The organism is Hwanghaeella sp. 1Z406 (genome assembly GCF_048892425.1).
Lineage (GTDB): Bacteria > Pseudomonadota > Alphaproteobacteria > UBA8366 > Aestuariispiraceae > Pacificispira.
Window position 1 is genome coordinate 144,386 of the sequence record NZ_JBLZHU010000003.1, and the last position, 12,871, is coordinate 157,256.

A 12,871-nucleotide genomic window follows, 5' to 3' on the forward strand; every position below is an offset into this window, starting at 1 on the left:
TTTTCGGCCCCAGGCAATACTGGTGACCTAAATTACATGGTCCAGGCGTCGAACGCGCCCGGCGCTCCGTTATTCGACCGCTTGGGCCGGCGAGGTGGCAACAGCGCGAGACACCGATGGCGCTTGTGCTTGTTCGACCGGATCATATTTTTCCCGCGCCTGTTCAACCCAGGCCGCAAATTCCGCCTTTGGCAGAACCTGAACCTGAATGGGCATGAATGCATGCGCATCCCCGCACAATTCAGAGCAGAAACCGTAGTAAATGCCAGGCTTGTCAATCTGGGTCCAGGCTTCGTTCAAACGACCGGGAACCGTGTCCATGCGGACGCCAAAATCGCTCATGGACCAATTGTGGATAACGTCTGCTGATGTCATCTGAAGGCGAATTTTCGTATCAGCAGGCAACACGAACATTTCATCTGTCGCCATCAGGCGGTGGACATCCTGTTCCTTCGCCTCTTCTTCCGTCGTCGCAGCAATGCGCGCTTCGATGAAGAAATTGCCATGATCCGGATATTGATATTCCCAATACCACTGATGCCCGACGATCTTCACCGTCATTTCCGAATCCTCAACTTCATCAGTTGCATATAGCAGCTTGAGAGAGGGGAAGGCCATGACCACCAGAATCAGAACAGGGATACCCGTCCACAGAACTTCCAGCATGGAATTATGGGTTGTCTTGGACGGCACAGGATTCGCGCTTTCACGGAACCGCCAGCAGACATACAGCAACAGGACCAATACGAAAATTGTAATGACCGTGATAATCGGCAACAGCCAGTAATTATGAAAATCGGCCATCTGGTGCGCCAAGGGCGTAACCGGATCCGGTAACCCCATTTGCCAAGGTTCTGCTTTGGCAGCCAAGGCTTGACCGGCACTGGCAATGGACCCAACGCCCGCTGCAGCCAAACCGGAAAGAATCGTAAAGAGCTTCCGCACCCTTAATCTCCCGTTTCCCCCGCGATATTCAATTGAACCAACCGTTCAACCGATCGCGCGTTACACCATGATCGTAAGAAACCCTTAACAGTGTCGGACCTGCGAGCCTTGCACGTCGTGTCACCAGATTTCCTACCCATCTCCATACTATCGTGCTCTGCGTCTCATTCAAGGTACACAGACTGTGGGACCCCACGTCTGACCCAAAAAGACGGACTTGCGAGTTAAACACCAGCCCGGCCATGAAATCAACGAATTTCGCCTAATTTCGGGGCATCCAGCCCATGTTCATATCCCAAGCTTGCGCCAACTTTGGGTAAAATTAAAGACGCGGAACCAATCAGCGACAGATTGTAGCACCTGACGATCCTGAGAAAATTCCGGCCGTCAATCGTCTAAACGGCTGTGTTTTCGGGCCTGGCGCAAACCGAACCAAACACCGATCGCAATCACCGGCACCGCAATACCCTGCACCAGCGGTGGGTAAACCGGCAGCCCGAACTCCATCAGCGCCTTTGCCGCATATCCAACCAATCCCACAGCATAATATGTTATCGCGGCCACAGACAGGCCTTCAACGGTCTGTTGCAGGCGCAATTGCATTTTGGCGCGCCGATCCATAGAGGTCAGTAACCCCTGATTCTGACGCTCAAGTTTAAAATCAACACGGGTGCGCAATAAGTTGGCGGCACGGGTGGCGCGCCGGGACATGCTGGCCATCCGATCTTCTACCGATTCGCAGGTTCGCATCGCAGGGGCCAGACGCCGATCCAGGAATTCCTGAATGGTCTGATATCCTTCAACACGCTCCTCGCGCAATTCTGTCAAGCGCGACCGAATCAATGCGAAATACGCTCTGGATGCCGAAAAGCGATAGCTGTGCTGGGAATTCAACCGTTCAATCTCTGCGGAAAGCTGCATCAATTGGATCAACAGCTCTGATTCACGGTGCGTGGCCCCCGTTTGTTTGGTTAAGTCCGGCTTGCTTCCATCGGGCCCGGATTCGACCAGGGATGCCGTTTCCGCCGTCAGTTTTGCCAAGCCACCGTCAATTCGGGTCAATTCCGGTCCGACTTCTCGGGCGGCAGGCAAGCCCAACAGCGCGAAATTCCTGTAGGCCGCAATTTCCAGCAATCGCTGCACAACACGCCCCGCCTTCGCCGGGGGCAGATCATAGGGTTTCAGGAGGATTCTATTATGACCATCGCCATGAATGCGCAAATCCGTCCAAACCTGTGCCGAATTCCCCGAAAGTATGCTGTTGACCAGGCTTTCCGGCACGAACAGGTCAGATAGCAGCTCAGGATCCGGATCGGGCCCTTCAACAGGAAGTATCGCGACATGAATGGCCAATAACACCTCCCCCGGCATGGATTCCAGCCATTCGCGCGGCAGAAAGTCAGAAGCGGGCTTTTCAAACGGCACATCAAAAGACCCATGGCGCAGCACCGTATAGGAGGCAAATTCAGTATGCCGTTCGAACCGCAACCGGAAAGGCCCAAAATCCGCTGAGAAATGGTTCATATCGCGATGCGGCGGATTGACGCCGTATCGATCACACAATGCTTTCAGGTGATCGAAAACGCCTGATCCAGCACCTTCGCCCAGAACGGTCGCATACATGCTGGTCTGTACCGGCGGCGTCAGCATCTCAAAAGGACGGGCGTGCAATTCGTTTGTCAGGGCATATCGCAATGGGTGTTCCTTCGGAAACGCGAATTTCCGCACACCATCATTTACCAGCCCTTGCTGTTCGGACACATCCGACAAGCTCCCTTCCGCGGGAGCGGGATGCTTGTCGATTGGTGCTTGGGTCTTGCCCATGGCGGTCCTGCTCCTATCTCAAATAAAGCAACACAATTTTACCTAAGCGCCCCAGGTTCCCGAAATGTCAGGAAGTCTTGCATACCCCGTTGCGGCAGGTAACGCTATGATCGTCGCAACCATCCTTTGAATTTTATGCTCACGTGTAACATATATGCGCCAACACCGTGTTTAGATCAGTGTCTGACCTGATTTACAGCCGTCCACGCCCGATCCATTTAGGCCAGTCAGTCTGTGGCCGAACAGTTAAAAGGGAATGATCATGTCTGATATCGCCATCACCGACGACCTGTTTTACGGTCGCACCGAACTGGACCAGGGACGGGTGGAACGGCTTGTCGCCGACAGCCTTAAAGGCGCTGAAGATGGCGAATTATATCTGGAATATGGTCAAAGTGAGAGCCTTGTGCTGGACGATGGGAGCATTCGCAGCGCCAGTTTCGATACTTCTCAAGGCTTTGGCCTGCGGTCTGTCGTGGGTGAAGTCTCAGGCTATGCCCATTCCGGCGAATTAAGCGAGGCGGCGATCAAGCGCGCGGCGACGGCGGTGCAGGCTGTGCATGGCGGCCATGGCGGCGTTCTGGCTGATGCCCCGCCCCGCACGAATATGGCGCTGTATTCCGACGTAAACCCGCTGGAAACATTGACCTTTGATGCAAAAGTCGGGCTTTTGAATGAAATCGATGCCTATGCCCGGGCAAAAGATCCCCGAGTCAGACAGGTCACGGCCTCTCTGTCGGCAGAATGGTCTGCCATCCAGATCGTGCGCCCGGATGGGGAGCGCGCATCCGACATCCGCCCCTTGGTGCGCGTCAATGTAAGCGTCGTCGTCGAACAGGATGGGCGCATGGAAACCGGCAGCCATGGATGTGGCGCGCGCATGGATTTCGCGACATTTGTCTCCCCAGACAAATGGCAGGCACAAGTGGATGAGGCCTTGCGTCAGGCACTTGTCAATCTGGAGGCGATCCCGGCCCCGGCTGGCGAAATGACGGTTGTTCTGGGACCGGGTTGGCCCGGCATTCTGCTGCACGAAGCGATTGGGCATGGCCTGGAAGGGGATTTCAATCGCAAGAAAACGTCCGCCTTTGCGGGATTGTTGGGTCAGCGCGTTGCGGCCCCAGGCGTGACGGTCGTCGACAATGGCACCCTGAAAGACCGCCGCGGGTCCCTGACCGTCGATGATGAAGGCACACCGACCAGCGAAACCGTGCTGATCGAAGACGGTATTCTGAAAGGCTATATGCAGGACCGCATGAATGCGCGCCTGATGGGGGTTAAATCGACCGGAAACGGTCGCCGCCAATCTTACGCCCACTGTCCAATGGTGCGGATGACCAATACCTATATGCTGGCGGGCGACAAAGACCCTGGGGAAATCCTCGCCTCCGTAAAGAACGGCATCTATGCCACCAATTTTGGCGGTGGTCAGGTTGATATCACCAATGGCAAATTCGTTTTCTCCTGCACCGAGGCCTATAAAATTGAAGATGGGAAGATCGGTGCGCCGGTGAAAGGTGCGACGCTTATCGGGAACGGCGCAGATGCGCTGACCAAAGTCTCCATGATTGGCAATGATCTGAAACTGGATGATGGTGTCGGCACCTGTGGCAAGGAAGGTCAAGGCGTTCCTGTCGGTGTCGGTCAGCCCACCCTGCGTTTAGACGGCTTGACCGTGGGCGGAACCGGATGATTCTGGACCAGGACTAAGATTTAGCGGTAGAATGCGCCCGTAAACAGTAAACTGGGAATGGGTTAATCTGAGTGCCGGATGAAGGTTATTTTATATGGGTGCATGGAAACGCGTAATGCTGGCGGCCCTTATTATGGGCGGCATGGCTGCCTGTGATGACGCGGATGATACATCTGCGCAAGAGACGACAAACCAGTCTGACCCAAGCGGCATCAGTACGGCCTGCCTGAAGGAATTGCCAGAGCCCAGCGTGGACTCCCAAACGCCCGCCCGGTTGAACCTGACACTCAGCGATTTCGTCTATTCATTTGAAGAAGGGCGACATCGCTTTACCCATGACCGCCGCTTTAAGGAATCAGCGGGAATAGGCCTGTTCATCTATCGCGGTAAGGTCTGCGTCGAAGACGGCACATCCTGCGCCGATGCCTGTGTGCGCTATCGCATTGAACCAGGCGGCAGCCTGACCCAGCGCGATCATCATTTCGCAACACCTTTGGACCCGGATCGCATTACCCTGCAATACTGGGCCCGCGACGATGCGGGACATGTCATGACACTGAAGCAGGAAATCCAGACAAAGGGCAGGGCGGCAACTGTCATGCCGAATTAGGCACCTTTCTTAAATCGCTTATATATGACGGGAATAACCGACAGAACGGCCAACCCTGCCAAGGCGATAATGATTTCCGGTGTCAGGACACTGCCCAATGTAAAGGCCTGCCCGGAATCGAAGATACTGCCCAGCCCGGTCCCAACCTGGGCATAAACAAAGGTTCCTGGAATAATGCCCAAAAAGGTTGCCGCGATGTAAACCCGCACAGGCACAGCCGCAAAAGCGGGCGCGATATTGACCAGAAAGAACGGGAATATCGGCACCAGCCGCAAGACCAGCAGATAATTAAACGCATCCTGACGAAATCCGCTCAGCAGCCTGTCAACCCGACCACCGGCTTTGTCTCGTAAGGTGTCTCCCATCGCGGTCCTGGCCACCAGAAAGATGATCGTGGCACCGATCGTCGCCGCCACAACCGTGTACAAGGTCGCAAGAATACTGCCAAACAGGAAGCCGCCCGCAACCGTGAATACCGTGGCACCCGGCAGCGAGGCGGAAACCATGGCCGCATACAGCACCATATAAACCAACACGGCCACTATGGCGTTAGCCGCGACAAAATCCTGCAACTGATCCCGATTTTCCCGCAGCGCGTCAAAACTGACATACCGCCCAAGATCCAAGGCAAAAAAGACAGCGAAAAGCCCCGCCAGAATCAACAGTGGCATGACGCGTTGCCACAGGGGTTTCTTCTTTGTGGGGTTTTCAGGGTTCACAGTGCTGCTCATTATCTTGTCTCGGATGATTGGCGATGTTCCAGGCCATCATCTAGTACGTCCAGCGACAATCCACTAATGACGTTACATGACAACTGCGTGAGGCATCGAGCCTGCCCCCTGATGCGAGGGCAGTAATATCGCCGCTGCCGCTTCTGCCGCTTCCCGGCCCTTCTTGTCAAAATGCGCGCTGAAGAAATCCAGATGATCCGCGTGATCATGAAAATGATGCGGCGTCAGCACCACGGACAGGACCGGCACGCCTTCATCCAACTGCACGCGCATCATGCCGTCGATCACCGAACGGGCCACGAAATCATGTCGATAGATACCCCCATCGACAACCAGAGCGCAGGCGACGATTGCATCAAACCCACCCCGCCGCGCCAATCGCTGACACAAGAGTGGGATTTCATAGGCGCCTGGCACAGTGAATTGTTCCACCTGCGCACCTGATAAGCCAACCTTCGGCAAATGTGAAACGAAGCTGGATGCCGCGCGATCCACAATATCGGCATGCCAGCGCGCACGAATTACCGCGATTTTGGGGGCCGTATTCTGATTGTCATGAGGCGACGTCATATAAATTTCCTTTCCGAACGATCCTAACCCAGCGGGGCGCACGGAAAGACGCAACACAGACCTGCCCCGACCATAGATCGCTGGGATCTGCGCACGCTTCCGTTCTCTACCATCCGGACTGTAACCGTCGGCGTCGGTTTCTCACCGACTCTGCTGACCTTTCAAACTGCCCAAACGGAATAAATTCCCAAACGGGCAATTTCAAAGCGCTCGCGGGCTTGGCCCATCCGTCCTGCCAGACGTCAGACCTTACCGCCGGTGGGGAATTTCACCCCGCCCCGAGAACATTTCAATCAGATTAGACCGAAGCCTGGGGGCTTCGCAAATGCTTAAGAAACTTTCTGTGAAATGCCCCATAGCCCGGCGTCTGCTCCGCGATACGGTCCTGAAACAGCGTATGAACCTGGCCCAGCCGATGAAAGGGAACGGCCATAAAGGCATGGTGTTCCGTGTGATAGGGCATGTTCCAGGCCAATGCCCGGACCAGCGGATTGGTCAGGGTCGTGCGGGTATTTCGAAACATATCATCAACCAACGGGCACAGCCCATGTTCCGCCAGCAGATACAAACGCAAGAACGGCTGGGCCAACACGACGGGAACCATCCAATAGATCACCAGGAACCAGCTTCCCAGCCACAGCGACAGCACCGCTGCACCGGCATAAAGGGCCAGATAGACTTGCGCCTCCCGCTGCACCGTTTGAATGGTGCGCCCGGTCAGGAAATCCTCCATGCCCCGTCCCAAAGCATGCATCACCAGGCCCGTCACCGCAGCCCGCCAATAGGGGATACCGGTCACATGCCACAGATACTGGCCCAGGGTTTCGATCCTCTTGCCCGCCAGTTCGGGATCTTTTCCCGGAATTTGCGTGTATCGGTGATGTTGTAGATGAAACGCCCGAAAATACTGCGGTGGCAGGATCAGCACCCACCCGGCAATGGCGGCGATGGCATCATTTAACCAGCGTGTGGCAAAGGCTGTGCGATGCACGCATTCATGGGCAGGCGCAAATAGAAATACCAAGGCGACACCCAACAGAAACTGCAATGGCACAGCCGAAACCCATCCCCAGACATCCTGAACCTGCCATGTCCCGAAACCAAGAAGACCGATCAGGCCAAAATGACCGATGACCTGCACCAAACCACGGGCATCTGATCTTTGACTCAATGCCTTCAGCGCCAATCGGTCCGCATGGCTTAGATCAGTTTTTGTCGTCATGTATCCTCTCGCACCCATTGTAACAGAATTAGACCCAGGATCAGGAAGGGAATGATCGTCGCCATACCAATGCGTTGGCTGTCCGTGATATCAATCACAACAGCCAGAAGCGCCGGGCCCAGAAAGGCGGTCGCCTTACCGCTAAGCGCATAGAGACCAAAAAATTCCGTGCGCAACGCGGCGGGCGCAATACGTGCCATCATCGACCGGCTGGCGGCCTGGGAGGGCCCCAGAAACAGGCCAAGTCCCATCCCCAATGCCCAGAAGACGGATTTATCCGTCACCATCAGCATTGCTATCCCGATCACTGCGATCGCCCCGACCGACAGGGTGATCACAGGCTTCGGCCCCCATTTATCATCCAGAAAGGCAAAGCCCGCCGCGCCCAGTCCCGCCGTGACATTCAGCGTAAGCCCGAACATCAGAACCTCATCGCTTTCCATCCCGAAACTGACCGCCGCAAAAATACCCCCGAATGCAAACAGCGTGTTCAATCCATCGGTATAAAACATCCGGGCGATCAGGAAGCGCAGAACCTGTCGATATCGCCCCAGATGCCGGATTGTCCCGATTAAAGTCGAGATACCTTCGCGAATGGCTGTTCCTGCCGAAATGCCGGTATCCTGTCGATCCGGCGTCCAAAGGAATAAGGGAATCGCAAAAAGCGCCATCCAGACCCCGGCCAGAACAGGGATCGCCCGGATATGCTCGCTGCTGTTTTTGTCCAGCCCAAACCAGGCAGGGTCAGGCTGAACAAAGACCACCAGGCTGATCGACAGGGCGGCAAGCCCCCCGCCGTAACCAAGCCCCCAGCCCCAACCGGAAATCCGGCCCGTCATGCCGTCCGGGGCAACATCGGGCAGCATGGCATTATAGAATACCATCCCCAGCTCAAAACAGATTGTGCCCAAAACCATCAATCCCAATGCCAGCGGGACTGCGGAGGCATCGGGCAAGGCCCACCACAGCGCCGCTGTTGCCGTCGCCCCGATACCGGTCAGAACAAACAGCCAGGGTTTGCGCCGCCCGGCCTTATCCGACACCGCCCCCAGAATCGGGGCAGAAAAAGCCACAATCAATGCCGCGACAGAAGTGGCATACCCCCATTGCGATGCTCCCTGCTCCGGCGTTTCCGCAACCGCCTGGGTAAAATAGGTGGCAAAGACAAAGGTAGAAATCAGGGTGGGAAAAGCAGAATTGGCCCAGTCATACAAGCACCAGCCCCAAATTGCGCGTTTATCCGTCTTTTGGTTCATTTCTTTCCCGATCCAGCCTATAAGATTGCCCACAGGGTTTAGCACAGCAGGAAGGAGCATCCCATCATGATTGTCACCACCACCGAGTCCATCGAAGGTCGCCGCATCACCGATTACAAAGGCATTGTCAGCGGAGAGGCGATCATCGGCGCAAACATCTTCCGGGATATGTTTGCAGGCATTCGTGACATTGTCGGTGGCCGGTCCGGATCCTATGAAAAAATCCTGCAGGATGCCAAAGAGGCGGCCATCGAAGACATGACCGAACAGGCCAAAGGCCTGGGGGCCCATGCCATTGTCGGCGTCGACCTGGACTATGAAGTGCTGGGCAAGGAAAACGGCATGCTAATGGTGGTCGCCAACGGTACCGCCGTTACCTTAGGATAAACGCACCATCCTATATCAGTCGCGGCGGCGATGGGTTTAGGTCAGTCGCGGCGGCGACGGCGCGCCCGACGGCCGCCATCTGATCCATCGTCACCGCCTGCCCCGTGGCTATGGCCATGGGCAGGCTTATCCGTGACCCCGGCCAGCGGGCCCAGCTTGGCGACCACCTGATCCATGGTCGGCGGTTCGCCAGGGACATAGCCATCCAGGGCGTCACGGATTGCCTTCAGCACGACACCCGTTGTGCCACAGCAACCGCCCACAATCCGTGCCCCGGAATCCCGGGCCAGCCGTGCATAATCCGCCATCAATTCAGGGGTTCCGGTATAGGTGAAGGCCCCATTCTTAAACTGTGGCACCCCGCAATTGGCCTTTGCCACCATGATCGCGTCCGGACCGATGGCTTCGCGCATGCCCAGAATCGACAGCACATTTTCCGTCGCACCCAAGCCGCAATTTGCCCCGATTGCTGTTGGTGCGGTCGGCAGGTCGATCAAATGGCGATAGGCATCCGCTGGCGTGACACCCATCATGGTGCGCCCAACCGTGTCGAATGTCATGGTGGAGACAACAGGCCGCCCCGTTTCTGCCGCGCCTGCAACCGCTGCTGCGCTTTCTTCCCGGGACGAAATCGTCTCAATCCACAGGATATCCGCGCCGCCATCAATCAGACCGCGCGCCTGTTCGGCAAAGGCAGCCTTGCCCTGTTCAAATGTTACCGGGCCGACCGGTTCAAACAATTCACCAGACGGGCCGATAGAACCCGCAACCACCACAGGACGCCCGGCCTTATCCGCCACGGCGCGCGCGACCTGGGCCGCAGCCTTCGCCAGTTCATAGGCGCGATCCTGGGCATCATGCAGTTTCAGCCGGAAACTGTTTCCGCCAAAGCTGTTGGTCAGGATGATATCTGCGCCCGCATCGACGAATTCCTGATGCACACTGGCAACCCGGTCCGGATGGTCGATATTCCAAAGCTCTGGTGCATCGCCGGACTGTAAACCGCGCTCAAACAGATTGGTGCCCATCGCACCATCGGCGATCAGGTGGCTGCGCTCTTGCAACAGTTTCAGGAACAGATTCTCGCTCATAGGTCAGATACTTTCTGTCAGTGGTGTCACGCGGTCGCGATTGCCAGCGCCCGATCCAAATCCCGGATCAAATCTTCTACCGTTTCCAGCCCGATGGACAGTCGGATCACATCGGGTCCCGCCCCTGCGGCTGTCTGCTGTTCTTTCGTCAATTGATTATGGGTTGTGGAGGCCGGATGCAAGATCAGGGATTTCGCATCGCCAATATTTGCCAGATGGCTGAACAATTCAACCGCATTGACCAGCTTGCGCCCGACCTCATACCCACCCTTTAATTTGAAGGTGAAAACCGATCCCGGCCCTTTGGGCATATATTTGCGTGCCAGGTCATAATAAGGGCTGGACGGCAGACCGGCATAGCCAACGGACGCAATCGCCGCATGGCCGTCCAGATAATCCGCCACAATCCGGGCATTGGCGATATGACGGTCCATCCGCACCGGCAGCGTCTCAATCCCCAAAATCGTCAAGAAAGCATTCATCGGCTGTTGCGTCGGACCAATATCGCGCAGGCCAACGGCATGCCCATATAATGTATAGGCCAGATTGCCAAAACTCTCCGTAAAGGTCAGGCCATGATATTCAGGGGCTGGCGTTGCCAGGCTGGGGAATTTCTCTGGATTGTGGAAATCGAAACTGTCACAATCGATTACCGCGCCGCCCAGCGCCGTGCCCTGGCCCGACAGGAACTTGGTTGTCGAATGGGTCACGATATCCGCGCCAAACTCCCCCGGGCGGCACAGATAGGGCGTTGCCATCGTGTTATCGACGATCAGGGGAATGCCCGCGCCATGGGCGATGGCAGCAATCGGCTCCAAATCCACCACGACACCGCCTGGATTGGCCAGGCACTCGACAAAGATCGCCTTTGTCCTAGGCGTCAGCGCCTTTTGAAAAGCATCAGGGTCGCTGGGATCTACAAAGCTGACCTGCCATCCGAATTTCTTGAAGGTATGGCCCATCTGGGTGATCGACCCGCCATACAGCTTTGACGACGCGATAATGTGATCGCCCGGCCCCATCAGGGGCAGCAGCGCGATCATCTGGGCGGCATGGCCGGACGCGGTTGCCGTCGCGCCAATCCCCTTTTCCAGGGCCGCGAGGCGTTCCTCCAGCACCGCAACGGTCGGATTGGTCAGGCGGGAATAGATAAAACCAGGCTCCTGCAAATTAAACAGGGAGGCCGCATGATCCGCATCGTCAAAGACATAGGACGTGTTCTGATAGATCGGTACCGCCCGCGCACCCGTCGCGCTGTCGGGGGCCGCACCAGCATGCAGCGCCAGGGTCTCAAATCCATATTCGTCTTTTGCCATCAGGGCCTCGCCTTTTTCCGTCCCGCCCTGTTATAGAAGAGGGCACGTCCCCCGTCGAGGGGGCTGGGAAAAGACAAAAGGAGCCGCACTGAATGAATACCGTAAAAACCTACAAGGCGACCTGCCATTGCGGTGCGGTTGAAATGAAGGTGACCTTGCCAAACGGGATCACCGCGCCCAGCCGATGTGATTGTTCCTATTGTCGACGGCGCGGCACAATCGTTGTCGAAACTGGTCTGGAAAATATGGAAATTATGAAAGGCGCAGAGTCTTTGACGCTGTATCAATTCCATACGGAAACAGCACAGCACTATTTTTGCAAAATCTGTGGCATTAATACCCACCATAAACAGCGCATGAACCCTAATCGGTTCAGCATCAATGTTGGCTGTTTGGAAGGCATCAATCCGTTCGACCTAGGCTCCGTTCCAACAAATGACGGCATCAACCATCCTTCGGATGGCGATGGGTCATAGGATGATAATGCCCCCTGCTCCTAAAATTGTCGCCGCGGGCAGTTTGAAACATGCTTTCACTTCGGACGATTCCGTCTTTGCGGATTATGTCCCTGACCCTGACTTTGAGTTCGGCGCGTCCGGCACCGTCGCTAGAAGGATAGAGAATGGCCTGCCGTGGGACCTGTTCTGTTCAGCCAATGCGGCGCATCCAGATCGCCTACATGCGGCGGGCCTTGCCAGTCCCAGCAAGATATTTGCGACCAATTCCCTGGCGCTTCTGATGTGCCGCGATATTCTGGACACAGGCCCGGACGACGCGGTTTCCTTGCTCAGGATGCCTGGATTGCGCATCGGCATGTCGACCCCGGCAGCAGACCCCAGTGGCGATTACGCGCTGCAACTGTTTGATCGACTGGCCCAACGCGCCCCGCAGGGTGATGCAGAGTTACGAAAGCGCACACATATTGTTACCGGCGGTGGGGAGGACACACCGATCGTCCATCCCGATGGCGTCTATGTTGGCGTTGTGCAGCAGGACAGGGTGGATCTGATGCTGGCCTATCGCACGATCTGCCTGGAAGCCTGCAGCAAGGAACCGAACCTGACCTATCTGACCTTCCCGCCAGACATTGAGGTGAGGGCACGCTTTGCCGCCGTCTTTAATGTGGCATCACCGGAGCTTGGCGCAGCCCTGTTACACTATCTGGTTGGACCTGTAGCACAGGCACGGTTGGCACGCTTTGGGTTTGGACCGCCGGACTGACCCCT

Annotated in this window: 13 protein-coding genes and 1 riboswitch; of the genes, 5 read left to right on the top strand and 8 right to left on the bottom strand. The window is 56.3% G+C overall.

Features of this window, described 5'->3' with window-relative positions; genetic code table 11:
- Positions 1–69 precede the first annotated feature (69 nt).
- Together coxB and ACOSDR_RS08050 are read right to left on the bottom strand one after the other, a co-directional pair.
- Positions 70–945 (bottom strand): cytochrome c oxidase subunit II, encoded by an 876-nt coding sequence (coxB, locus tag ACOSDR_RS08045; protein ID WP_420725667.1) that lies wholly within the window; start codon positions 943–945, stop codon positions 70–72.
- Between the two features lie 387 nt (positions 946–1,332).
- On the bottom strand, positions 1,333–2,769 hold the full coding sequence (locus ACOSDR_RS08050; RefSeq protein WP_420730905.1) for a DUF3422 family protein: 1,437 nt from the start codon (positions 2,767–2,769) through the stop codon (positions 1,333–1,335).
- 262 nt (positions 2,770–3,031) lie between these two features.
- On the opposite strand from ACOSDR_RS08050, the gene tldD reads away from it, so the two are divergent.
- A complete protein-coding gene (tldD, locus tag ACOSDR_RS08055; RefSeq protein ID WP_420730906.1) occupies positions 3,032–4,462 on the top strand; it encodes a metalloprotease TldD in 1,431 nt (476 codons plus the stop codon).
- A gap of 115 nt (positions 4,463–4,577) precedes the next feature.
- Complete coding sequence (locus ACOSDR_RS08060; RefSeq protein ID WP_420730907.1) at positions 4,578–5,072, top strand: hypothetical protein; 495 nt, start codon at positions 4,578–4,580, stop codon at positions 5,070–5,072.
- Here ACOSDR_RS08060 and ACOSDR_RS08065 read toward each other — a convergent pair.
- From ACOSDR_RS08065 to ACOSDR_RS08080, 4 genes are all read right to left on the bottom strand, one after another.
- Positions 5,069–5,803, bottom strand: a complete 735-nt coding sequence (locus ACOSDR_RS08065; protein ID WP_420725663.1) for a TVP38/TMEM64 family protein — start codon at positions 5,801–5,803, stop codon at positions 5,069–5,071. The two genes, ACOSDR_RS08060 and ACOSDR_RS08065, sit on opposite strands and share 4 nt — an antisense overlap.
- A gap of 72 nt (positions 5,804–5,875) precedes the next feature.
- The gene (locus tag ACOSDR_RS08070; protein ID WP_420730908.1) at positions 5,876–6,373 is read right to left on the bottom strand and encodes a 6,7-dimethyl-8-ribityllumazine synthase; all 498 of its coding nucleotides are present in this window, start codon (positions 6,371–6,373) and stop codon (positions 5,876–5,878) included.
- A gap of 97 nt (positions 6,374–6,470) precedes the next feature.
- A riboswitch (FMN riboswitch) is annotated at positions 6,471–6,663 on the bottom strand.
- 8 nt (positions 6,664–6,671) lie between these two features.
- Positions 6,672–7,595, bottom strand: coding sequence for a fatty acid desaturase (locus tag ACOSDR_RS08075; protein WP_420730909.1), 924 nt, complete (start codon positions 7,593–7,595; stop codon positions 6,672–6,674).
- Positions 7,592–8,851, bottom strand: coding sequence for an MFS transporter (locus tag ACOSDR_RS08080; RefSeq protein WP_420730910.1), 1,260 nt, complete (start codon positions 8,849–8,851; stop codon positions 7,592–7,594). Before ACOSDR_RS08080 ends, ACOSDR_RS08075 begins: the two co-directional genes overlap by 4 nt.
- A 66-nt stretch (positions 8,852–8,917) precedes the next feature.
- On the opposite strand from ACOSDR_RS08080, the gene ACOSDR_RS08085 reads away from it, so the two are divergent.
- The gene (locus ACOSDR_RS08085; protein WP_420725659.1) at positions 8,918–9,238 is read left to right on the top strand and encodes a heavy metal-binding domain-containing protein; all 321 of its coding nucleotides are present in this window, start codon (positions 8,918–8,920) and stop codon (positions 9,236–9,238) included.
- A 41-nt stretch (positions 9,239–9,279) separates the two neighbouring features.
- On the opposite strand, the gene bmt is transcribed toward ACOSDR_RS08085, so the two are convergent.
- Together bmt and ACOSDR_RS08095 are read right to left on the bottom strand one after the other, a co-directional pair.
- Positions 9,280–10,329, bottom strand: coding sequence for a betaine--homocysteine S-methyltransferase (bmt, locus tag ACOSDR_RS08090; RefSeq protein WP_420725658.1), 1,050 nt, complete (start codon positions 10,327–10,329; stop codon positions 9,280–9,282).
- A gap of 26 nt (positions 10,330–10,355) precedes the next feature.
- Positions 10,356–11,645, bottom strand: a complete 1,290-nt coding sequence (locus tag ACOSDR_RS08095; protein WP_420730911.1) for an O-acetylhomoserine aminocarboxypropyltransferase/cysteine synthase family protein — start codon at positions 11,643–11,645, stop codon at positions 10,356–10,358.
- Between the two features lie 92 nt (positions 11,646–11,737).
- On the opposite strand from ACOSDR_RS08095, the gene ACOSDR_RS08100 reads away from it, so the two are divergent.
- Together ACOSDR_RS08100 and ACOSDR_RS08105 are read left to right on the top strand one after the other, a co-directional pair.
- Complete coding sequence (locus ACOSDR_RS08100; RefSeq protein ID WP_420730912.1) at positions 11,738–12,121, top strand: GFA family protein; 384 nt, start codon at positions 11,738–11,740, stop codon at positions 12,119–12,121.
- Positions 12,122–12,128: 7 nt separating this feature from the next.
- Complete coding sequence (locus ACOSDR_RS08105; RefSeq protein ID WP_420730914.1) at positions 12,129–12,866, top strand: substrate-binding domain-containing protein; 738 nt, start codon at positions 12,129–12,131, stop codon at positions 12,864–12,866.
- Positions 12,867–12,871 lie beyond the last annotated feature (5 nt).

Bases quoted from the DNA above. Each gene is read 5' to 3' on its own strand.
- ACOSDR_RS08050 (WP_420730905.1), bottom strand. From the start codon at position 2,769: ATGGGCAAGACCCAAGCACCAATCGACAAGCATCCCGCTCCCGCGGAA.
- tldD (WP_420730906.1), top strand. From the start codon at position 3,032: ATGTCTGATATCGCCATCACCGACGACCTGTTTTACGGTCGCACCGAA.
- ACOSDR_RS08060 (WP_420730907.1), top strand. From the start codon at position 4,578: ATGCTGGCGGCCCTTATTATGGGCGGCATGGCTGCCTGTGATGACGCG.
- ACOSDR_RS08065 (WP_420725663.1), bottom strand. From the start codon at position 5,803: ATGAGCAGCACTGTGAACCCTGAAAACCCCACAAAGAAGAAACCCCTG.
- ACOSDR_RS08070 (WP_420730908.1), bottom strand. From the start codon at position 6,373: ATGACGTCGCCTCATGACAATCAGAATACGGCCCCCAAAATCGCGGTA.
- ACOSDR_RS08075 (WP_420730909.1), bottom strand. From the start codon at position 7,595: ATGACGACAAAAACTGATCTAAGCCATGCGGACCGATTGGCGCTGAAG.
- ACOSDR_RS08080 (WP_420730910.1), bottom strand. From the start codon at position 8,851: ATGAACCAAAAGACGGATAAACGCGCAATTTGGGGCTGGTGCTTGTAT.
- ACOSDR_RS08085 (WP_420725659.1), top strand. From the start codon at position 8,918: ATGATTGTCACCACCACCGAGTCCATCGAAGGTCGCCGCATCACCGAT.
- bmt (WP_420725658.1), bottom strand. From the start codon at position 10,329: ATGAGCGAGAATCTGTTCCTGAAACTGTTGCAAGAGCGCAGCCACCTG.
- ACOSDR_RS08095 (WP_420730911.1), bottom strand. From the start codon at position 11,645: ATGGCAAAAGACGAATATGGATTTGAGACCCTGGCGCTGCATGCTGGT.
- ACOSDR_RS08100 (WP_420730912.1), top strand. From the start codon at position 11,738: ATGAATACCGTAAAAACCTACAAGGCGACCTGCCATTGCGGTGCGGTT.
- ACOSDR_RS08105 (WP_420730914.1), top strand. From the start codon at position 12,129: ATGCCCCCTGCTCCTAAAATTGTCGCCGCGGGCAGTTTGAAACATGCT.